The organism is Haliscomenobacter sp., assembly GCF_040403615.1.
In the GTDB taxonomy this organism is placed as follows: domain Bacteria; phylum Bacteroidota; class Bacteroidia; order Chitinophagales; family Saprospiraceae; genus Haliscomenobacter.
Map to the genome: position 1 here is coordinate 9,558 of NZ_JBBAKG010000049.1, position 19,041 is coordinate 28,598.

At 46.8% G+C, this 19,041-nt stretch carries 32 protein-coding genes; 31 read left to right on the forward strand and 1 reads right to left on the reverse strand.

What is annotated here, in order from left to right; all coding sequences use genetic code 11:
- From ABW391_RS16240 to ABW391_RS16390, 31 genes are all read left to right on the forward strand, one after another.
- Positions 1-331: mechanosensitive ion channel domain-containing protein (locus tag ABW391_RS16240; RefSeq protein ID WP_353482946.1), on the forward strand; the 331-nt coding region annotated here is incomplete at its 5' end.
- Position 332: 1 nt separating this feature from the next.
- Positions 333-461: a hypothetical protein gene (locus ABW391_RS16245; protein WP_353482947.1), complete on the forward strand. Its 129-nt coding sequence runs from the start codon at positions 333-335 to the stop codon at positions 459-461.
- 133 nt (positions 462-594) lie between these two features.
- The gene (locus tag ABW391_RS16250; RefSeq protein WP_353482948.1) at positions 595-930 is read left to right on the forward strand and encodes a hypothetical protein; all 336 of its coding nucleotides are present in this window, start codon (positions 595-597) and stop codon (positions 928-930) included.
- Between the two features lie 85 nt (positions 931-1,015).
- Positions 1,016-1,231: a hypothetical protein gene (locus tag ABW391_RS16255; RefSeq protein ID WP_353482949.1), complete on the forward strand. Its 216-nt coding sequence runs from the start codon at positions 1,016-1,018 to the stop codon at positions 1,229-1,231.
- 151 nt (positions 1,232-1,382) lie between these two features.
- Positions 1,383-1,511 carry a hypothetical protein gene (locus ABW391_RS16260; RefSeq protein ID WP_353482950.1) on the forward strand — a complete coding sequence of 43 codons (129 nt, stop codon included), beginning with the start codon at positions 1,383-1,385 and terminating at the stop codon, positions 1,509-1,511.
- Positions 1,508-1,699, forward strand: coding sequence for an Hc1-related histone H1-like protein (locus ABW391_RS16265; RefSeq protein ID WP_353482951.1), 192 nt, complete (start codon positions 1,508-1,510; stop codon positions 1,697-1,699). The genes ABW391_RS16260 and ABW391_RS16265 overlap by 4 nt, the downstream gene beginning before the upstream one ends.
- Before the next feature lie 132 nt (positions 1,700-1,831).
- Positions 1,832-2,008, forward strand: coding sequence for a hypothetical protein (locus ABW391_RS16270; RefSeq protein WP_353482952.1), 177 nt, complete (start codon positions 1,832-1,834; stop codon positions 2,006-2,008).
- Complete coding sequence (locus ABW391_RS16275; RefSeq protein WP_353482953.1) at positions 2,005-2,478, forward strand: hypothetical protein; 474 nt, start codon at positions 2,005-2,007, stop codon at positions 2,476-2,478. The genes ABW391_RS16270 and ABW391_RS16275 overlap by 4 nt, the downstream gene beginning before the upstream one ends.
- Positions 2,475-3,269, forward strand: coding sequence for an NAD(+) synthase (nadE, locus tag ABW391_RS16280; RefSeq protein WP_353482954.1), 795 nt, complete (start codon positions 2,475-2,477; stop codon positions 3,267-3,269). Before ABW391_RS16275 ends, nadE begins: the two co-directional genes overlap by 4 nt.
- 109 nt (positions 3,270-3,378) lie before the next feature.
- The gene (locus tag ABW391_RS16285; protein ID WP_353482955.1) at positions 3,379-3,954 is read left to right on the forward strand and encodes a cell wall hydrolase; all 576 of its coding nucleotides are present in this window, start codon (positions 3,379-3,381) and stop codon (positions 3,952-3,954) included.
- On the forward strand, positions 3,951-4,253 hold the full coding sequence (locus ABW391_RS16290; protein ID WP_353482956.1) for a hypothetical protein: 303 nt from the start codon (positions 3,951-3,953) through the stop codon (positions 4,251-4,253). The genes ABW391_RS16285 and ABW391_RS16290 overlap by 4 nt, the downstream gene beginning before the upstream one ends.
- 80 nt (positions 4,254-4,333) lie before the next feature.
- Positions 4,334-4,975 (forward strand): FkbM family methyltransferase, encoded by a 642-nt coding sequence (locus tag ABW391_RS16295; protein ID WP_353482957.1) that lies wholly within the window; start codon positions 4,334-4,336, stop codon positions 4,973-4,975.
- Positions 4,976-5,037: 62 nt separating this feature from the next.
- Positions 5,038-5,436 carry a hypothetical protein gene (locus ABW391_RS16300; RefSeq protein WP_353482958.1) on the forward strand — a complete coding sequence of 133 codons (399 nt, stop codon included), beginning with the start codon at positions 5,038-5,040 and terminating at the stop codon, positions 5,434-5,436.
- Positions 5,437-5,629: 193 nt separating this feature from the next.
- A complete protein-coding gene (locus ABW391_RS16305; protein WP_353482959.1) occupies positions 5,630-5,884 on the forward strand; it encodes a hypothetical protein in 255 nt (84 codons plus the stop codon).
- Positions 5,875-6,084, forward strand: coding sequence for a hypothetical protein (locus tag ABW391_RS16310; RefSeq protein ID WP_353482960.1), 210 nt, complete (start codon positions 5,875-5,877; stop codon positions 6,082-6,084). Before ABW391_RS16305 ends, ABW391_RS16310 begins: the two co-directional genes overlap by 10 nt.
- Positions 6,060-6,521 carry an SH3 beta-barrel fold-containing protein gene (locus ABW391_RS16315; protein ID WP_353482961.1) on the forward strand — a complete coding sequence of 154 codons (462 nt, stop codon included), beginning with the start codon at positions 6,060-6,062 and terminating at the stop codon, positions 6,519-6,521. Before ABW391_RS16310 ends, ABW391_RS16315 begins: the two co-directional genes overlap by 25 nt.
- 23 nt (positions 6,522-6,544) lie before the next feature.
- Entirely contained in the window at positions 6,545-6,763 is a 219-nt protein-coding gene (infA, locus tag ABW391_RS16320) for a translation initiation factor IF-1 (protein ID WP_353482996.1), read from the forward strand.
- Positions 6,764-6,771: 8 nt separating this feature from the next.
- The gene (locus ABW391_RS16325; RefSeq protein WP_353482962.1) at positions 6,772-7,338 is read left to right on the forward strand and encodes a superoxide dismutase; all 567 of its coding nucleotides are present in this window, start codon (positions 6,772-6,774) and stop codon (positions 7,336-7,338) included.
- Entirely contained in the window at positions 7,338-7,658 is a 321-nt protein-coding gene (gene erpA, locus ABW391_RS16330) for an iron-sulfur cluster insertion protein ErpA (protein WP_353482963.1), read from the forward strand. The genes ABW391_RS16325 and erpA overlap by 1 nt, the downstream gene beginning before the upstream one ends.
- 98 nt (positions 7,659-7,756) lie before the next feature.
- Positions 7,757-9,844: a beta strand repeat-containing protein gene (locus ABW391_RS16335; protein ID WP_353482964.1), complete on the forward strand. Its 2,088-nt coding sequence runs from the start codon at positions 7,757-7,759 to the stop codon at positions 9,842-9,844.
- A 2-nt stretch (positions 9,845-9,846) separates the two neighbouring features.
- A complete protein-coding gene (locus ABW391_RS16340) occupies positions 9,847-12,486 on the forward strand; it encodes a hypothetical protein (protein ID WP_353482965.1) in 2,640 nt (879 codons plus the stop codon).
- A 12-nt stretch (positions 12,487-12,498) separates the two neighbouring features.
- Positions 12,499-13,428, forward strand: a complete 930-nt coding sequence (locus ABW391_RS16345; RefSeq protein ID WP_353482966.1) for a hypothetical protein — start codon at positions 12,499-12,501, stop codon at positions 13,426-13,428.
- Positions 13,429-13,485: 57 nt separating this feature from the next.
- The gene (locus ABW391_RS16350; RefSeq protein ID WP_353482967.1) at positions 13,486-13,725 is read left to right on the forward strand and encodes a hypothetical protein; all 240 of its coding nucleotides are present in this window, start codon (positions 13,486-13,488) and stop codon (positions 13,723-13,725) included.
- The gene (locus tag ABW391_RS16355) at positions 13,722-14,330 is read left to right on the forward strand and encodes a hypothetical protein (RefSeq protein ID WP_353482968.1); all 609 of its coding nucleotides are present in this window, start codon (positions 13,722-13,724) and stop codon (positions 14,328-14,330) included. Before ABW391_RS16350 ends, ABW391_RS16355 begins: the two co-directional genes overlap by 4 nt.
- Positions 14,320-14,841 carry a hypothetical protein gene (locus tag ABW391_RS16360; protein ID WP_353482969.1) on the forward strand — a complete coding sequence of 174 codons (522 nt, stop codon included), beginning with the start codon at positions 14,320-14,322 and terminating at the stop codon, positions 14,839-14,841. Before ABW391_RS16355 ends, ABW391_RS16360 begins: the two co-directional genes overlap by 11 nt.
- A 21-nt stretch (positions 14,842-14,862) precedes the next feature.
- Positions 14,863-15,267 (forward strand): hypothetical protein, encoded by a 405-nt coding sequence (locus tag ABW391_RS16365; RefSeq protein ID WP_353482970.1) that lies wholly within the window; start codon positions 14,863-14,865, stop codon positions 15,265-15,267.
- Positions 15,267-15,668: a hypothetical protein gene (locus tag ABW391_RS16370; RefSeq protein ID WP_353482971.1), complete on the forward strand. Its 402-nt coding sequence runs from the start codon at positions 15,267-15,269 to the stop codon at positions 15,666-15,668. The genes ABW391_RS16365 and ABW391_RS16370 overlap by 1 nt, the downstream gene beginning before the upstream one ends.
- Entirely contained in the window at positions 15,665-16,141 is a 477-nt protein-coding gene (locus tag ABW391_RS16375) for an adenylyltransferase/cytidyltransferase family protein (protein WP_353482972.1), read from the forward strand. The genes ABW391_RS16370 and ABW391_RS16375 overlap by 4 nt, the downstream gene beginning before the upstream one ends.
- 369 nt (positions 16,142-16,510) lie before the next feature.
- Complete coding sequence (locus tag ABW391_RS16380) at positions 16,511-17,434, forward strand: AAA family ATPase (RefSeq protein WP_353482973.1); 924 nt, start codon at positions 16,511-16,513, stop codon at positions 17,432-17,434.
- Positions 17,431-17,742, forward strand: a complete 312-nt coding sequence (locus tag ABW391_RS16385; RefSeq protein WP_353482974.1) for a hypothetical protein — start codon at positions 17,431-17,433, stop codon at positions 17,740-17,742. The genes ABW391_RS16380 and ABW391_RS16385 overlap by 4 nt, the downstream gene beginning before the upstream one ends.
- Positions 17,717-18,313 carry a hypothetical protein gene (locus tag ABW391_RS16390; RefSeq protein WP_353482975.1) on the forward strand — a complete coding sequence of 199 codons (597 nt, stop codon included), beginning with the start codon at positions 17,717-17,719 and terminating at the stop codon, positions 18,311-18,313. The genes ABW391_RS16385 and ABW391_RS16390 overlap by 26 nt, the downstream gene beginning before the upstream one ends.
- Here ABW391_RS16390 and ABW391_RS16395 read toward each other — a convergent pair.
- A complete protein-coding gene (locus ABW391_RS16395; protein WP_353482976.1) occupies positions 18,294-19,037 on the reverse strand; it encodes a PhoH family protein in 744 nt (247 codons plus the stop codon). The genes ABW391_RS16390 and ABW391_RS16395 overlap by 20 nt on opposite strands.
- Between the last annotated feature and the right edge of the window lie 4 nt (positions 19,038-19,041).

Sequence of the window (19,041 nt, forward strand, 5' to 3'; positions counted from 1 at the left end):
AAATGCTATAATACACACATACAGCAACAAACCGGAGCAAGATATGAAGACTATTCAAGACATCAACTCAGCTATTATCAGCGGCACTTGGACCAACACAGAACTCAGCTCAATGATTGACGCTGTGAAATTTGTTCGTGCGCAACTGGGACAGTCAACCAAGCGAAGCCTGCGCATCGGAGACAATGTGAACTTTGACAGCACCAAGCTGGGAAAGAATGTGACCGGAGTGGTCATGAAGATCGCTATCAAGTATGTCACAGTACGTTCAGTCAGTGGCTTGTGGAAAGTGCCTGCCAACATGTTGACCAAGGTTGGGGAGTACGCATAACATGACCAAAATCATAATTGGATTTGTACTGGGTATTGTGGTCAGCACAATTGGCTTCAGTGGACTGGCCCGTATGGCAGACCAGGGCGTGAGCACCATCAAACAAACTTCGCAGGAAATGGCAAAATGAACAACCAGTTTACCAATTCGGTAAACTCAACCCAATCTATTGCAACAAAAAGGTTGACACTGATCACTCTTTTTGTTACAATTAGATCAGCTGTGCAGAACAGCATTTTTAAACTTTGAAAGGCAACTTTATAATGGCAACAGAAAAAACTTTTACCGTAACAGGCACCGCAACCAATGCAGATGGCACCGTCAAGGTCCGTTTTGCAAACGACTTGGTAGCACGTATCAAGATTCTTAACAAGAACAACTGCACCAACATCAACTTGATGGAATTGCCCAAGGCAATGACCAAGTTGGAAGCTCTGCAACACTTGCAGACTTTAGGTATCACCATCGGTGATGCTGGATTTGCAGTAGCAAACAAACTGGCCGAGAAATCCAAGGTGGCCAAGAAGGGCGAGATCAAGGTCAAGGCAACTCGTGTTGCTAGTGCCAAGGCTCCAGCCACAGCAGACATTCCTGCCTAACAGCAGCAGATCCTGCAAGACAGAGGCTCCTCGGAGCCTTTTCTTTTGGCTAAATATTTTGTGGATACTGTTCCACATCAACCTTGTGCAATACATTATCTTATATCGCGGCGATGCGTCAGATGCCAAATTCAAGTCCTGGATCAAAAACAATCCCACCGCCCGAGCCCGTATTGTTGACAATCGATTAACCCTTCCCGACTATCAGGCTCTGGGCCTGTTTCAACTGAGTTGGGTGGAAGAATGGAATCTTACTGTTATATGGGATTCCTGGCAACGTCGCCATATTGTTATCGAATAATATTGACAAGCCACCGCGCATAGTGTATAATTACACTATGATACAGAACTTTGTAACCCCGGGTCGAACACTCACACAGTACACTTGGCACGAGGCGCTGGTGGCAGCAGGTAGTTCAGAACATGATTCGATATTTCTTCAGGATCAGTGCATGGAAGACTGGCTATCAGGACAACAGTATCAGATCATAGAATTCGACGCTGAGAGCTACAGTGCCAAACTGGAACAGGCTGTGGCTCAGGGCATGAATATAGTCATCATCAAGGAGAAATCAAAATGACACAACACGAATCAATCGTAGCAGCCTACGACACATACATTGCAGAAAATGAAAAGTTCACAGCCAAGGGTGTGAAAGCAGCCGCGGCTCGTGCTAGAAAAGCTCTGCAAGAAATGAGCAAGGGCATCAAAGAACGCCGCAAAGAAATCACTGCGGAAAAAGAAGCCTTGGCTACCGCGGCAAAATGATTCATCGGGATCTTCAATTGCCCGTTAGGATTTCTACTGAATGGCCCACAACACTAACACCGCTGCAACGAGATCAACTGCTTCGAGAGAAAGTGGCTCGACTGGCGGTGTGGTATCAACACTCAAAAAGTCATGACAAAACCAAACATACTAGTCCGGCAAATAGTTGAAGATCCTGAAGATCCTGAACAGTTGATTCTGGATCTTGGACAAGAATTATGTGATCAAATGGGCTGGGCCGAGGGTGACACCTTGACCTGGACCGATCTCAAAGACGGCTCGTGGCAGCTGAAAAAAGCATCACAATGAAAAGCCGCACAGTATCCTACCCTATTGACCCTGACGCTTTGAAATGCGTTTGGAACATCAATGGCAGTAACACCATCACCAAACATGGCAACACCGTGGGCATGCCTCTTGGTCCAATCACATCAATTGGCAGCAGTACCAGCGGCAGCTATATTAGCAACGGTACCTATGGCGCAGCGGCAAACTGGACAACAGCCCCTACCACGGCTCCACTCACTGTCAACGCCAGTGGCAAAATTGACCTTCAAGGCGAGTCAGCAGATATCACAATCAACGGCACAAGCCTCCTGGCCACTCTGGCAGCACTACAAGAACGACTTAACTGGATGCAGCCCGCAACTGAACTTGAAGCAGAATGGGATCAATTGCGTGAGTTAGGCGACCGTTATCGTGAGTTAGAGCAACAATGCAGAGAAAAATCCCAGATGTGGACAAAACTCCGAACATTACCTAAGTTGAATCAACTATGAAACCAAAAAAACGAATAGATCATATTACCAAGTGGATCAAACAATATGCCACTAAGGCCAAGATATCAACTCTGGTGGTTGGGGTGTCAGGTGGCATTGACAGCTCGGTTGTGAGCACACTATGCGCCATGACCGGACTACCCACAATTGTGGTCAGCATGCCCATCTATCAGGTGTCAGCACAGAAACAGCTCAGCGAAGATCATGCTGCCTGGCTCACACACAACTACTCCACTGTGACTCACATCAACCTGGATCTTACTCCGGTGTTTGCTGTGTTTGAACAAAAGGTTGGCCCTGTGTGTTCAACAGATCAGGCACCCGGTCCCCAAGAACAGCTGGCCTTTGCCAACAGCCGTGCAAGACTGCGAATGATGAGCCTGTATCAGATTGCTCAGTGCAACCATGGCATTGTGGTGGGCACTGGCAATCGAGTAGAAGACTTTGGTGTGGGATTCTATACCAAGTACGGCGACGGTGGCGTGGACATCAGCCCCATTGGAGATTGCCTCAAAACTGATGTCTGGGCGATGGGACGTGAAATGGGCCTGCTGCAAGAAATTATTGACGCGGCCCCGACTGACGGACTCTGGAATGATCGCAGAACTGACGAAGATCAGCTGGGCATGACCTACCCCGAACTGGAACTGGCCATGGCCCTGGACACCATGGTTTGGACAGAAAAACTCAGCAAAGACCAAGCTCGAAATCTCCAACGCTATCGCAAAATACGCTCGGCCAATCTGCACAAGATGTTGCCAATTCCTGTGTGCATGATTGACAATAATTGAACTTGCTGTTATAATTGTTGATGGGTTAACTCCCTAGTTAATGGCAAAACGCTACCATTTTGGCCCGGACTAGTCAGGATTTCAACCCAACTGAGTAAGTAAAACTACCATGAAAACAAAAATCTATCAAAATCTAAAAATGGCCAAATGGGGCTCTAGAGCTCTCAACGCCATCGGACTTGTGCTGGTCTTTGCGGCTGTGTTTGCAGTGTGCAATTCCAAGCTGAGTCAACTACGCCAGGACAATCGCAATCTGCCCACTGGGTATGTAAGTGCTGCCGAAAACACCAAGCAACTGGATTGTCTCACCAGAAACATCTACTGGGAAGCTGCCTCAGAACCCTTTGAGGGCAAGGTAGGTGTTGCTCAGGTCACACTGAACCGAGTAGAATCGGGCAAGTTTGCTCCCACCGTGTGTGGAGTGGTGTATCAAAAGAACACATTCTATCAAAAGGTTGTGTGTCAGTTCAGCTGGTACTGCGAAAGCAATCACAAGATTCGACCAGTGCATGCTGCACTCTGGAAAGAAAGTGAAGAAGTGGCCAAGAAAGTGCTACTAGAAAAATTCCGATTGCCCAGCTTGGAAAACGCCTTGTTCTATCATGCGGACTATGTGAGCCCAGGTTGGAAACTGCCGCGAATTGAAAAAATTGGCAACCATATTTTTTACGGAGACAAAGCATGAAATTTGATATCAACATTGCACGTGATTTTGTAGCAAATTCTCTGGCGCGAATTTCAGCAGATACTCTGGGCTGGTTGGCAGCTATCCTGTTGCATGCTGCCACTGTGCCCACAATGCTGGCTCTAATCACAGGACTCAGCGATCGCCCACCCAGCCTGGATCTGGTGCTGTTTATGTGGAGTGCCTTGGTGTTACTGTTTTTGCGAGCCATAGTACTCAAGGACAATCTAAACATCATCACAATTGGTCTGGGCTTTATTGTGCAGGCCGTGATGATGGCGCTTGTGCTGTTTAAATGACAGTACCAAACTTTGTGGTGCTGGATAGCATACATGGTCGGTTTATCATAAATCGACACTGTAGTTTTCAAGCAGAAGCCTTGATCAAAACAGGTGCCACACACATTGAAAATGAACTACGCAACATCTTTGCCATACTGGGCACAGTTTCTCAGGGTGCTGTGATCATTGACGGTGGTGCCAATGCAGGGTTCTTTACAATTCCTGTGGCCAACAACACACGAGCGAAGAAACCAAGAATCATTAGTTTTGAACCGCAACGCGAATTGTACCGTGCGCTGTCAGGTAGCCTGGCTCTGAATGACATTGACTTTTGTGAGTTGCACAACGCCGGGCTTGGTGAACACCCTGGCACAGCCCGGGTACCTCCAATTGATTACAGTGTGCCACAAGACTTTGGTTGTGTGCAGATCACAGAGACTGGTCCGGGTACATCGGTTGAAATAAAAACCATCGACGGCCTGGCCCTGGATCGATTGGATTTTATCAAACTAGATGTGGAAGGTTATGAGTGTGCTGCCTTAGCTGGCGGCATTGAGACCATACAAAAATATCGTCCATATATCTGGGTGGAATTTTTTATCACTGGGGCAGATGCAATAAAACACACATTGGCTGAAGTGCCAGATTATGAGTTTTTGAAAATAGACTATCAAAATATGTTGTGCATTCCAAAAGAAATTCGATCCCAGATCAATATCATCCACGCGGATCAATTGTGACTTGACTATTAATTCACTCTGTGCTATAATAAGCACATGATTGGACCACAAAGGATATTTCAATGACTATGCATTTATGCGGACCTGCTCTGAGTCTTAACGGCAAGAAGAAGGGCCGGTTCAAGTATCGCAATGCTGAGGAAGCTCGACTAGCTCGTGAGCTGGATTCCAGCTGGAAAGAACTGCTGAAACGTCAAGGTGTGGCTGCAGAAGAAAAAAAGCGTCGACGTGCTCTGGCAGCAGAGCCCTTGGTGTACAATTTAACCGGCGCTACAGATCGTGCGGGCACTGCTCACATTCCCAGCCGTGACACTGGACATTCGGGAGCAGTATCCAGCAAACCGAATCCGCAATACACAGGCACAAAAATTCTTGGCATTGGTACCATGCACAAGAGCAACGCTGTTCCGGTGTTTAGCGATCAAGAAGCACATGATATCGCAACCATGCGCCGTGGCTGATTGGCATGACAGTCACTATACCTTACAATCCCAACTGGGCTAGTCACCGGAAGGCCTTGGCCTGGGCCAAGCAGCATTGTCCAAGTTATATCACCAACTTTTCATACAATAACACAACAATTGATTACTGTTTTGGCAATGAAAAAGAAGCCTTGATGTTTTTACTCAAGTGGGCATGATTAAAAAACGTGCTATGGCACAAGATCGCTGGACCAACACCAAACGAATTGATACTGGCCAAGCAGTACTACAACCCAATTGGCCTTACTGGGTGCAACCTCGATACTACAACGTAACAGAAATGTACAACATGGATCTCTGGGTGCGAGCAACATTTGGTGACACTATCTGGGCAGACATAGACAAAGGACGCTGGGTAGGCAGTGACAGAAAATACTGGTTTCGCAAAGAATCGGACAGAACCTTGTTCTTGTTGAAATGGGCATAAAATTTTTGTACCGGGCCACTACCACCAGTTCAATGGATCAGGTGGTGCCTTGGTGTGAACAACACCTGGGCAAGTTTGATCAGGACTGGTACAGACTGGGTCGAGATCCAGCAGCGGATCTGATGTACCCACTGGGACCGGACATTTATTGGTTCAACAACAAAAAATACCACATGTGGTTTTTGCTGAAGTGGTCATGACAACAGTTATTAAACATTTAGGAGAACATATAATGACAACGCTAGATTGGGAAAAAGCAGAAGTGTTTTGCTTGCTGAAAAACGCACCCGGAACACAGTATCAAGAAGCAGACGAAGCTGGTCAAGCTGAAATACGAGCCTGGGTTAAGGGCCTGTTGATCACCAGCGAGATCACAGTGGATTTTGTCAAAGCTGACGGCACAGAACGCAGCATGCGATGCACTCTGGACAGCAACAGAATTCCACCGGTGCCTGCAGGCACAATCTTCAAATCTTCTACAGCCAATCCAGATGGACTAGCTGAAAGTAAGAAGCCCCGCAAACAACCGGACCCGCACAGTGTTCGAGTGTTTGACACAGAAAAAGGTGAGTGGCGTAGTTTCCGTTTTGATCGCCTGCAAAAAATCACAGCTGAGTTGGATTTTGCTGCTAAGTAATTGTCTATGACAAAAGAAAGATACTGTTGAAAGAAGACACCATAAACATGGAAGGCTATGTGGAGGAAGTGTTGCCCTCTGCCATGTTCCGTGTGAAAATAGACAACCTAAACACTGTGGTGCTGGCACACTTGTCGGGCCGCATGCGAAAAAACAACATCAAGGTCTTGCTGGGAGATCGGGTAGAAATGGAATTTACCCCGTATGATCTTGCACGTGGCCGAATCACCAGAAGAAAATAAATATCATTATGGACATTAGAAACACAATTGATCTTGTTGAAGCCAGCACACGACCAGCCAAGCTGGAAACCACTCCCCTGCCTTATGATGAAAACGATCTGGCACCCGTTATGAGCAAAGCAACCATTGACTACCACTACGAACATCTTGCCAAGGGCTATGCCCGACGCTACAACGCAGATGACAGCAACACAGGTGGATCCTACACTAGAGATTTTAACCGTGCTGGTAGCTTTTTGCACAATAAATTTTTCCCACAACTACGTGCTCCTAAAGGTGCCAATCGTCCGCGTGGTGCAGTACTGACCCTGATAGAAGAACACTTCAAAACCTATGAAGATTTTCGCGAACAGTTTAAAGAAATTGCCATGAAGATACAAGGTTCGGGCTGGGTTTATCTGAGCACAAGTGGTGCTATCAAAACCATAGCAAATCATGCTGTACGCACAGACATCTGTGTGCTGGTAGACTGGTGGGAACACGCCTGGGCGCTGGACTATCAAGCCGACAAGGAAAAATACGTAGACAACATCTGGAAGATCATCAACTGGGACGTTTGCAACGAAAGACTATAATGAATATCAAACCTGGTGCAGTGACCAAACTGCGAGAACTATTTGCCGAAGAAAACAAGCCCGGCATCATGCTGCGAGTGTTTGTACAGGGTGGTGGCTGTTCAGGATTCAGTTATGGCTTTACCTTTGAAGAAACACAGGCCGAAGATGATTTTGACTTTGTGTACGAAGAAGTTAAAATTGTAGTGGATGCCATGAGCATGCAGTATCTCACAGGTGCAGACATTGACTATCGTGAAGACAACATGGGTGCCAGCTTTGTGATTTCTAATCCGCAAGCTGCCAGCACCTGCGGTTGCGGATCTAGTTTCTCAGTTTAATACACTCAGTTAACTAGGACCAGCATGGGTGCAATACCCATGTTTCATCATTTACGCTTTCCAATTTAGGCCATAAATACCTTAGAGGATGTGTATCTATGACTCAATTAATAATAAACGTCGGTTTAAGCGCAAATGACGGTCAGGGCGACCCGATTCGCACGGCATTTATAAAAACAAACGACAATTTTAACCAACTGTTTGCTACTGGTGGTCTCACGGGTATTGCCAATGGTTCTTCAAACGTCAATATTCCAACAGCCAACGGCAATGTTGTAATCAGTTCAGGCAATGTGGCAAATGTGCTCAACATCACTCAAACTGGTGCCATAGTTACTGGACTGGCCACTATAACTGGTGCCGTGCAGGGCGGCAACATTCGCACAGCAGGCACAGTTTCATCCACAGGCAATGTGATCGGCGGCAACATAACCACTGCCGGAGCAGTGTCTGCGGTAGGCACAGTGCAAGGTGGTAACGTAGTCACAACCGGATCAGTAACTGGATCAAGCATTGTAAGTACAATAGTTTCGGCCAGTGGCAATGTGGTTGCAAACAATTTAAACGCTGTGGGCATGAGTCTAAGCGGCAATGTGCTGAGCGCAATAAATTCTGCGGCTAATATCACAACCAGTGCATATGTTGCTGCCAGCTTCTTTTCGGGCAATGGCTCAGGACTCACTGGCATTGTTGCAACCGGCAATGTGGGTGCAGCAACACAACTGACCAATGGATCAACAGTGTTGAGCATTCCTGCAGCAGGTGGCAACATAATTGGTAATATTGGCGGCGTAACCAATCTATTTGAATTTTCACAGGCAGGACTCAGAGCCACAGGCAATGTCACTGGCGGCAACGTACTTACGGGTGGCTTGATCAGTGCCACATCAACCATTACAAGTTCAGCCAATATCACAGGTGGCAATGTGCTCACAGGTGGCTTGATAAGTGCCAGTGGCAACGTTACTGGTGGCAATGTTGTCACAGGTGGACTAATAAGTGCAACTGGTACTGTAACTGGTTCAAGTTTGCTGGGCACAGTTGTCAGCGCAAGCGGTAACATCACAGGTGGAAACGTAGTTACCAGTGGACTAATAAGTGCAACTGGTACTGTAACTGGTTCAAGTTTGCTGGGCACAGTTGTCAGTGCATCGGGCAACGTCACTGGGGGCAATGTAGTCACCAGCGGCTTGATCAGTGCCACGGCAACAATTACCGGCGGCAACTTGATTACAGGTGGCACAGCAAGTATAACTGGTGACATCTCAGGCGGCAACGTTTTACTCGGCGGCACAGTGTCAGCCGTTGGTAATATACAGGGCAGCAATTTTACCACAAGTGGCTTGATTATTGCCACCGGTAACATCTCAGGTGGCAATGTGCGAACAGGTGGATTGATAAGTGCCACAGCCAACATCACAGGTGGCAATGTGGTTACGGGTGGTTTGATAAGTGCAACTGGTACAGTAACCGTTGGCAATCTGGCCACTGGCGGTACTGCGACAGCAACCGGCAATGTTACAGGTGGTAACGTCTTGACTGGTGGCTTTATCAGTGCAACGTCAACTATCACTGGTGGCAACCTGGCCACTGGCGGTACTGCGTCAGCAACTGGCACAATCACTGGTGGCAATGTACTCACCGGAGGTCTGATATCAGCTGGTGGCAATGTGACCACAGCAGGCATAATTACGGTGAACTCGGGTGCAGCGGCTACTGCCATTGTGAATGGCGCAGCCAATGCCGTGGGCAACATTGGTAGTTCCAGCACATACTTCAATCAGGTATTTGCTCAAGCAACCACAGCACTGTATGCTGACTTGGCCGAAGTCTACGAAGGTGATGCTGATTATGCAACCGGCACTGTGGTAAGTTTTGGAGGCTCAAAAGAAGTTACTCAAAGCCAGGTAGTGAATGACGTTCGTGTGGCTGGAGTGATTTCTGAAAAACCCAGTTATCTAATGAACAACGGACTAACTGCTGAATATCGTGCTGTGGTAGCACTAACTGGACGAGTGCCTACTCTAGTGGTCGGCACCGTGGCCAAGGGTGACATGATGGTATCAGCTGGTCACGGTCATGCACAAGCCTGCGCCACACCTGCCATGGGCACAGTGATTGGCAAAGCCCTGCAAGACTTTAGTGGTTCAAGTGGAATTATAGAAATTGTTGTAGGAAGAATGTAAAGATGGCGCAACCAGTTTGGGTCACTCAGGCAGGAAACCTTGGCACAATACCTGAGGGTATATTTTACCAAGTTTCGTTACAGGCCTACGATCCTGCAGATCCCAACAATCCTGATCTGGTGTACTATGTAATGATCGCGGGAGAACTTCCTGCTGGCGTTCAGTGCACTCGAACAGGCCTGATCATAGGCATACCACAGGCCATTGCCAGTTTGCAAGGTGTGCCTACTGAAGTGGCAAGAAATGTAACCAGCAAATTTGCTGTGAGAGCATATACTGAAAAAATAATTAACGGAGTGCATGTGGTTGATCGAATAGCTGATCGCACATTTACTCTTACTGTTACTGGGCAAGACGCTCCAAAATTTACCACACCGGCTGGTAACATAGGTACATTCTATGATGGCTCCCCAATTGCGCCCATACAAATTCAGATTAGCAATACAGATTCCGGCGAGACCACTGTGATTTCTGTGGCTGCTGGCGAACTACCTCCGGGCCTGACAATTTCCACAACAGGACTTATTTCAGGATATATTATTCCGTTGGTACCAGTTACCCAGGAAGCTGGATTCAGTAGAGACGGACAAGGCTTTGATCAGTATCCATTTGACTTTGCCAGTAACAGCATCAGTGCCAACTATCAGTTTACTCTGGAAGTCACCGATGGCAAAGAAAGTGACATAAGAACCTACGAAATTTATGTGTACGGCAAGAGTTCAATGACTGCTGACACCACCTTTCTCAGTGCCGACAACACTTTTGTCACTGCTGACGTCAGCCCCGATAGAGTACCATTCTTGATCAATGCAGTGCCTAGTGATCTTGGCACAGTTAGATCAGACAATTTCTGGGCATATCAATTTATCGGAGAAGATTTTGACGGAGACGTGATAGAGTACGTGGACTATCAAGGAGATTCATCCTTGTATACATTGCCTCCGGGAACAACACTGGATACTTTTTCAGGTTGGTTGTATGGATACCTGCCAGACATGGGCGCCACAGAGCAAACCTATACGTTTGCTCTAATATTGAGAAAAACAAACAATCCTGATCTGCGCAGTGATCCATATGTGTTTACTCTGACTGTTGTGGGACAAGTGGACACTGACGTTGTTTGGCTCACACCTGCGGACCTGGGCACTATTGACAACGGTGCCACCAGCCTGCTAAAGGTAGAAGCTGTGAACACCGGTGGTAGAAGTCTACAATACAAACTTGAACCCGGCAGTTATCCGTCTCCCAACATAGGGGTATTCAATCGTTTACCTCAAGGAACACAACTGCTGCCATCGGGCGACATTGCAGGACGTGTGAGCTTCAATACATTTGCTCTGGATCTTGGAACCACTACATTTGACAAAAATCTCAGAACCCGATTGAGTGCAGACAAAACCACGTTTGACATGAGCTGTACATTTACTGTGAATGCTTTCAGTGTGGATGGTCTGGTATCAGTGTACAAAACTTTCACAGTCATGGTGGTACGAGCCTACAACGAGCCTTATGAAAATCTCTATATCAAGGCCATGCCACCATTTGCTGACCGGGCCTTGGTCAACCAGTTGATACAGAACACAGATATCTTTCCACCAGACTTGATATTCAGACCAGCAGATCCAAATTTTGGAATATCAACATCGGTAATTTACGATCACTGCTTTGGGTTGACCAGCAGTACCTATGAGCTGTATATGAGCAGTCTTTACAAAAATCACTACTGGAAGAATCTTGTGCTGGGCGAAATCAAAACAGCACAGGCCCTGGATGCAGTCGGCAACATAATCTACGAAGTGGTATACAGTGCTGTACAAGATGATCTTGTGAACAGTCAAGGAATCAGTGTGAGCAAACAAGTTACGTTGCCATATCCAATCAGTCCCGGAGACTCTTCAGAAATTACCACAGTGTATCCCAACAGTTTGCCCAACATGCGGGATCAGGTGATTGATGTGGTTGGCCAAATTTCCAACATATTGCCATTGTGGATGTTGAGCAAACAAACCAATGGACAAGTACTGGGATTTACACCTGCCTGGGTAATAACCTATTGCAAGCCCGGAACCTCAGGACAGATTGCCTACAACATACAATCAAAATACGGAACTCAACTCAACCGAGTAGATTTTGAAGTTGATCGTTACGAACTGGATCGCTTGCTTAGTTATAGCTGGGATCCTGTGGCTGACAGTTCAACCGGTGCCTGGGTTCCGCCCGCAGCCGAAACCACATTCGATCTGGTGTTGCACTACGAGCTCACTGCGTTTGCCAACGCAGGAACAGGATACAAAATTGGAGACAGAATTTTGATTTTGGGAAGCCAAATAGGCGGCCAAGACGTTGTCAACAATCTAGTGGTAGCGGTACAAGATATCAACTCCACAACTGGCGCTATTACCCTGGTGAATCTACGCGGCCAAGCACCGCTGTTCAGCTCGGGTGATACGTTTACCAACATTACTGGAACCAATCTAGCAGGCACAGGTTCCGGTGCTGTATTCAACTTTGTGGTTGCTTCCGGCGAAATCACAACATTTGATGCTACCAGCATGAGATTTGAAGCACCGGTGGATATCTACACAAGTACCGATGCATACGATAAATATCTTGTGTTTCCCCAACGGAATATTTTAGTGTAACAAGGACAAAAAATGACTAGTTCAATCAACCCAAACGATATTGACGGCACCTATCCGGTTGCCGGGCAAGACAACGACAGCCAGGGCTTTCGTGACAATTTTACCAATACCAAAACCAATTTTCAGTATGCATCCGCTGAAATAACTGATCTACAAAACAAAGCAATTCTCAAGGCTGCACTCACAGGTACTACTCTAGACAATGACCTGGCTGGCAGTCCATTGACCAGTGCTGACATTGCCAACTTCAGTGCCAACAGGGTCGCACTAGGAACCACGTCCGGCACAGTCACAATTAACTATGCAACTGGTCACTATCAAACAGTGACCACTTCAGGTGCAATCAGCCTGGCCTTTGCCAACTTTCCTGCTGCTGGTGCAGCCGGTCTGGTGCGTATTCAAATCACTGTTTCAGATGTATCCCATACAGTTACTCTTCCTGTTGCTGTCAGCGTGGGAACCACAGGTATTCAAGGTTACAGCAGCAATGTAATCACCTTCCAGGCAACTGGTACTTACGAATTCGAATTTGTCACCAACGACGGCGGCGCAAGCGTTACTATTTTTGATCTCAACAGACCATTACTGGGCAGCAATCAAGCACAAATCGGATATGCCACAGGTGCTGGCGGAACAGTTACCCAGGCTACCAACAAATCAACCGGCGTCACGCAGAACAAGCCTTGCGGTCAAATCACCATGAACTCCGCTGCCTTGGCAGCTGGCGCAGAAGTTAGTTTTACACTGACCAATAGTTTTATTACAGCCACCGATGTGTTGATTGTAAATGTGGCATCTGGCGCAACTGCGGCCACATACACTGCAACCATTGACGCTGTGGCTGCTGGCTCTGCCAGAATCACAGTGGGTAATTATTCCGCAAGCAGCCAAAGTGAAGCTATTGTGCTGAACTTTGTGGTAATCAACGCTGTGATAAGTTAATCAAACTGGTTGACATCTATTGGCATTTGCTGTAAACTAGTTTCAGCAAGGAGTCGAATGGAACATCCCTTTATTAACAACCTAGATAGCTTGACCCCGGAACAACTGGGGTCAAAGATATCCGAACTACACAAAAAATTAGGCATTGCATATAGAACTGGTAACGGTTATCTGTGTGATCAATTGCGTATGGCTATTGAAAGCTACACAACCAAACACCAACAAAAAATAGCCGAACTCAACAAGCCACGAGATGGCGATGATGACGCTTTTAAATCCAAGATTGATATATCATGAATGTGCGACTTGAATACGACCTGACCTGGCGTGCTGCTATATGGTTTGAAAATTGCCTGCAACTCAACGATTATACAGCCACCATATCCATGATTACCAATACCTCAGTGTCTGAAGATCACACAACTTGTATGGACAGAATCAATCATTTTGTCTATCATGAACTTGCCAACACAGTGTTTGTGCATCAGGCAGATCGAGAACAAATGCAATTGCTGGCAGCAGCAGGTATCAAGTTTACTCCGCTACCCGAACAACCGATTGACCAGATAGTAGGTCTTGTGTTATACTGCAAACTAAACTCTATTGTGGAAGATCGAATGCATGTGACGGCCATGGCCATACAAAGTGAACTGGGTGATAACATTAGATATCTACACAGCGAGCATGAAGACGCGGTGCTGATGGATCGTCCGGGCTGGTGGCAAGATTCAAATCCTGCCCACAACAATTTTAAACAAACTGGTAACAGTAAAAAACAAGTGGTCAAACTCAATCGAACACCCAGCTGGAGAGAGCTAGAGCTTGACTGGAGTGATGCACAACGACCCACAATTGAATCAAACACTGTGGTGTTTGCCAAGTTTCCTATTGATGAAAACTGATCACCTGGGTCAAATTATCTATTCAGAAGATGATGGCGTGAACTTGCTCATGCAGGGTCAACCTGCGACAATAATAAACAATCTCTTGATGGATGCTGCTGTTGATTTGAGCGGTGTTGCTGCGGTATTGGAACATGTACCCAGTATCATCAGATATGATGAATCGGCTGCACAGGCAACCACACAAGAACAATTTGATTTGGCAAATCAACTCAATTGGTTCATGCCTGAAGAATACAAGAATCTCGACATTGCAGAACATGTGTTGGGATTGTGTGCTAGTGATGCAGCACTGCAACGAGTAGGTGAAGAACTGCTGCTTTACCAAGCACGTGGCCTGTTTGATCTATTGCGTTATCTTAAATTTTTAGTGGACACCATGCACCAGAATCGTGTGATCTGGGGTGTGGGTCGAGGCAGCGCAGTTGCCAGTTATGTGTTGTATCTTCTAAAGGTACACCGCATAGACAGCCTGCACTACAATTTAGATATCGCAGAATTTCTGCGTTAAATATCAATTCAAGGAGAAACTATGTCAAAGAAGATTTATAAAACCGCACAAGGAAAAACCGTGGATCTCGGCACATTACAAGTGCAAAACGAAACTGTAAGAGCGGTTGGCAACATGAACGTGAATGCTCGCGGTGACCGGCTTGATGCTGATGGCAACATTATTGCTACCAGGGCACAACAGGTAAACCGTGCTCTCAACCGTCAGACCAATACCGCGGCTGGACCAATAGCTGCCAGCTCTAGAGCACAAAAAGAAACTGAATCTGCTGTTGATCAAACCGCAGCAAAAGAAAAATTAGAACAAGCTCGCGCACAACGTCAAGCACGTCGTGAAGCAGGTGTTGTGCCACCTGAAGCAACACCGCCAGCAGCAGGATTAGCAGCAGCCATGGCAAGAGCAGCACAACAAAAGGATCAAGAATAATGACCAAGGCAGCATACGCAGCACATCGAATTGACCGCGAACAACTGGTTCCGTTGGGGGAGTCAGTTATTGTGAGTGACATGAACTTTGAAGAACGTCTAAGCACAGGCGGTATCATTATCATGACCGACAATGGCAAAAGCACAGGTATCAGACCACGCTGGGGTCGAGTGTATGCAGTGGGCCCAGATCAACAGGATATCCGTGTGGGTGACTGGATCTGTGTGGAACACGGACGTTGGACTCGTGGCCTGGACATTGAAGATGAAACTGGAAAAATTACTCTACGTCGAGTTGATCCCAGGGATGTTATGATGACTGCTGATGAAAAACCCGACGATCTCACATTCTCTGGAGCAATCCACATAGAAGCCAAACCCAGCTGGATGCAACACAATTGATCTTCAATCACATCAAGCAACTCAAGACAGATGGCAAAAAAATTGGTGTTACATTCTCCACCTTCGACATGTTGCATGCAGGCCATATTGCCATGCTCTCGGAAGCCAAGAATCACTGCGACTATCTCATATGCGGCTTGCAAACTGATCCCACAATAGATAGACCAGACACAAAAAATGCTCCTATTCAAAGCATTGTGGAGCGACAGATCCAACTGGCAGCTTGCCGTTACGTGGACGAAGTAGTGGTGTATCAAACTGAACAAGACCTTGTGGATCTGTTGTTGATCCTGCCTGTGGATGTGCGTATTCTGGGCGTGGAATATTGTGACAAAGATTTTACTGGTCGTGAAGCAGGCGCCCTGCGAGGAATTGAACTGGTATTCAATGGCCGTGATCATTCATTCTCCAGCTCAAGCCTACGGCGCCGTGTGGTTGCTGCCGAAAGTCACAAGGTACTGTCACAGAAATAAAACGGATTGGCAAGTTAGACAGTTGACAATTCCTCAGTGTTACAATATAATACGCTATATCAACGGAGAATACAGATGGAAATACAACCAAAAGATACAAGCAAGGGCCATTTCTATGTTAGCCTGGTCAAGAGCGTGTTACGCATACTAGCCGGTACTGCATTTTGCTGGGGACTTATCTTTGCCGGCGGCATGTTGCTTATCCTAGCAGAAGGCCTAGGTATTGTAGAGGAACTGGTGTGAGCAAAGGTTCAAGACCACGACCATACAGTGTGGCTCAACATGAATACGATACCAGATGGGATGCCATCTTTGGTAGAGATCTAGAAAATACACAACCCGTCCCCGAACCACAACAGAAAGCACAAGATGAAACAACTTTGGGTAGAACAGTACCGCCCCAGCACAATTGATGGTTATGTATTTGTTGACGATGCTCAACGAGAACAAGTAGAGACCTGGATCCGAGAAGGATCAATTCCACATTTATTACTAAGCGGCTCAGCAGGCACAGGCAAAACTACTCTGGCCAAATTGCTGATCAACGAGCTGGGCATTGATGAATATGATGTGTTGTACGCAAACGGATCCAAGGAAGCTAGAAAGGTTGAATGGGTTGACAAGCTGATCAGCTTTTGTCAAACCATGCCGTTTGGCAAATTCAAGATAGTGCTAATTGACGAAGCTGACTACATGAATCCCAATAGTGTACAGCCTGCACTGCGCAACTTGATGGAAGACTATTCAGGCAGTGTACGATTCATTCTGACCTGCAATTTTCCCAACAAGATCATTGCACCCCTGCACAGTCGTTGTCAAGGATTCCACATTGTCAAGACTGATCATACAGAATTCACAGCCCGCGCAGCCACAGTGTTGGTCACAGAAGGTGTCACATTTGATCTAGATGTGCTGGACAGTTATGTCAAAGCCACATATCCTGATCTGCGCAAGTGTTTGAATCTGGTGCAGTTGAACTCACAATCAGGAGCTCTTGCACCACCCGGAGCCAGTGACCGCAGCGCCAGAGACTGGAAGCTGGACTGTGTGGACATGTTCAAGCGTGGCAAAATACGTGAAGCTAGAACTCTGCTGTGTCAAAGTTCTGGGCCCGAAGAAGCAGAAGAAATATTTCGTTGGATGTACGACAATCTTGATCTCTGGGGCTCAACTCCAGAGCGTCAGGATCAGGCCATTGTGATCATTCGCAATGGTCTGGTTAGTCACAATGCTGTGGCCGATGTTGAAATCAATCTAAGTGCTACTCTGATCGAACTGGCAGGAATACAATGAGATATCTTACCCTAACCTATTACACCCGCCCGGATGGCAAAATTGACGAGAGCATGAGTGTTATTCGTAATCTCAAACATCGTGATCTACAAATTGCCAGCGTGATCCTGGACTTTAAGAAACTACAAGTAGTCAAGTGCAGCATGAACGGTGTGGTTGTTCCCAACGACTGGGACCGTATTGTAACCTACTATCATCAACACTATGCTAGTACCATTGAGCGACTGTTCAATGAAAACGGCTACGATATTGTCAAGCCAGAGGCCACTGCCAAGGAACCCAATGAAGAACCGAATAATACTAACTGACGCGGACGGTGTGTTGCTGGATTGGGAATGGGCATTTTCAGTCTGGATGCAGGAGCGTGGATACACACTCACAGCAGACAACAAGAAAAGTTATTATCTGCATCATCACTATAATGAACTGGAAGAAAAAGACGCCAAGAAGGTTGTAAAGACCTTCAACGAATCAGCTGCTGTGGGCTTCTTGCCTGCCTTACGTGATGCCACCTACTATGTCAAACGCCTGTATGAAGAACATGGCTATCAGTTTCGAGTGATCACTAGCCTGAGCCTGGACCGTAATGCTGCCAAACTAAGAGAAATGAATCTGCACAAACTGTTTGGCAATGCAATTGAAAGTGTGATTTGCCTGGACACCGGGGCAGACAAAGATACTGCACTAGAGTTCTATCGTGACAGCGGCATGTGGTGGATTGAGGACAAGCCTGAGAATGCTGATGTTGGCTATGCCATGGGCCTGAAAAGTCTACTGGTAGAACACGGGCACAACATGCATCATGTGTGCCCGTATCCGGTGGTTAAAAATTGGCGAGAGATTTATTCAATAATTGCTCCTAGCGAGAATAAAGTTTAAGCACGTCACCAATAATTTTATGGCGTTGTACGTCTCTAGCTTCTAGAGCACATACCTCCATGCCTGTTACTGGGTGCGCACGTAGTCGTTGACACAGGTCCATCAAGCCATTGTCGCCGTTGCTACGGTCTGCCTGCTCAATGTCTCCTGTTATAACGATCTTGCTATTTTGTCCGATACGGGTCATTAACATCTTGGCCTGGGCAGGAGTTGCGTTTTGCATTTCGTCTGCTATTATCCAGCTGTTTTTAAAAGTACGGCCGCGCATGAATGCCAGAGGCGCTATCTCCACTACTTGGTCTTCGATCATGGTTACAATGTCCTGAGGGCGATAAAATTCTCGCATGACATCCAGTAACGGACGGGTCCATGGTTCCATTTTGGCAACAAGATTGCCCGGCAAGAAACCATGTTGTTCTCCTTCAACTCCCACGGCAGGGCGAGTCATTACAATACGTTCACATTCTCCTTGTTTGAGTGCTCGAACAGCGGCCACCATGGCCAGGTATGTTTTACCTGTGCCGGCTGGTCCCACTGTGACCACAATATGCGTGGCAGGATCTTGCAGAGCCATTACCAGGGTTTCTTGATTTCGCGTTCGAGGGATCAAGTCTATACGGCGTTGTCTCTGCTTGGATTCTGAATTAAACGGAATTGTGTTTTCTACCATTTGTGCTGCTACTCTTTTTTGTGTTTGGGCTTTGGCCCCTCTTTGTCTACTCAAGTGC

Coding starts and splice junctions, on each gene's coding strand:
- ABW391_RS16245 (WP_353482947.1), top strand. CDS start 333: ATGACCAAAATCATAATTGGATTTGTACTGGGTATTGTGGTCAGCACA.
- ABW391_RS16250 (WP_353482948.1), top strand. CDS start 595: ATGGCAACAGAAAAAACTTTTACCGTAACAGGCACCGCAACCAATGCA.
- ABW391_RS16260 (WP_353482950.1), top strand. CDS start 1,383: ATGGAAGACTGGCTATCAGGACAACAGTATCAGATCATAGAATTCGAC.
- ABW391_RS16265 (WP_353482951.1), top strand. CDS start 1,508: ATGACACAACACGAATCAATCGTAGCAGCCTACGACACATACATTGCA.
- ABW391_RS16270 (WP_353482952.1), top strand. CDS start 1,832: ATGACAAAACCAAACATACTAGTCCGGCAAATAGTTGAAGATCCTGAA.
- ABW391_RS16275 (WP_353482953.1), top strand. CDS start 2,005: ATGAAAAGCCGCACAGTATCCTACCCTATTGACCCTGACGCTTTGAAA.
- nadE (WP_353482954.1), top strand. CDS start 2,475: ATGAAACCAAAAAAACGAATAGATCATATTACCAAGTGGATCAAACAA.
- ABW391_RS16285 (WP_353482955.1), top strand. CDS start 3,379: ATGAAAACAAAAATCTATCAAAATCTAAAAATGGCCAAATGGGGCTCT.
- ABW391_RS16290 (WP_353482956.1), top strand. CDS start 3,951: ATGAAATTTGATATCAACATTGCACGTGATTTTGTAGCAAATTCTCTG.
- ABW391_RS16300 (WP_353482958.1), top strand. CDS start 5,038: ATGACTATGCATTTATGCGGACCTGCTCTGAGTCTTAACGGCAAGAAG.
- ABW391_RS16305 (WP_353482959.1), top strand. CDS start 5,630: ATGGCACAAGATCGCTGGACCAACACCAAACGAATTGATACTGGCCAA.
- ABW391_RS16310 (WP_353482960.1), top strand. CDS start 5,875: ATGGGCATAAAATTTTTGTACCGGGCCACTACCACCAGTTCAATGGAT.
- ABW391_RS16325 (WP_353482962.1), top strand. CDS start 6,772: ATGGACATTAGAAACACAATTGATCTTGTTGAAGCCAGCACACGACCA.
- erpA (WP_353482963.1), top strand. CDS start 7,338: ATGAATATCAAACCTGGTGCAGTGACCAAACTGCGAGAACTATTTGCC.
- ABW391_RS16335 (WP_353482964.1), top strand. CDS start 7,757: ATGACTCAATTAATAATAAACGTCGGTTTAAGCGCAAATGACGGTCAG.
- ABW391_RS16340 (WP_353482965.1), top strand. CDS start 9,847: ATGGCGCAACCAGTTTGGGTCACTCAGGCAGGAAACCTTGGCACAATA.
- ABW391_RS16345 (WP_353482966.1), top strand. CDS start 12,499: ATGACTAGTTCAATCAACCCAAACGATATTGACGGCACCTATCCGGTT.
- ABW391_RS16350 (WP_353482967.1), top strand. CDS start 13,486: ATGGAACATCCCTTTATTAACAACCTAGATAGCTTGACCCCGGAACAA.
- ABW391_RS16355 (WP_353482968.1), top strand. CDS start 13,722: ATGAATGTGCGACTTGAATACGACCTGACCTGGCGTGCTGCTATATGG.
- ABW391_RS16360 (WP_353482969.1), top strand. CDS start 14,320: ATGAAAACTGATCACCTGGGTCAAATTATCTATTCAGAAGATGATGGC.
- ABW391_RS16365 (WP_353482970.1), top strand. CDS start 14,863: ATGTCAAAGAAGATTTATAAAACCGCACAAGGAAAAACCGTGGATCTC.
- ABW391_RS16370 (WP_353482971.1), top strand. CDS start 15,267: ATGACCAAGGCAGCATACGCAGCACATCGAATTGACCGCGAACAACTG.
- ABW391_RS16380 (WP_353482973.1), top strand. CDS start 16,511: ATGAAACAACTTTGGGTAGAACAGTACCGCCCCAGCACAATTGATGGT.
- ABW391_RS16385 (WP_353482974.1), top strand. CDS start 17,431: ATGAGATATCTTACCCTAACCTATTACACCCGCCCGGATGGCAAAATT.
- ABW391_RS16390 (WP_353482975.1), top strand. CDS start 17,717: ATGAAGAACCGAATAATACTAACTGACGCGGACGGTGTGTTGCTGGAT.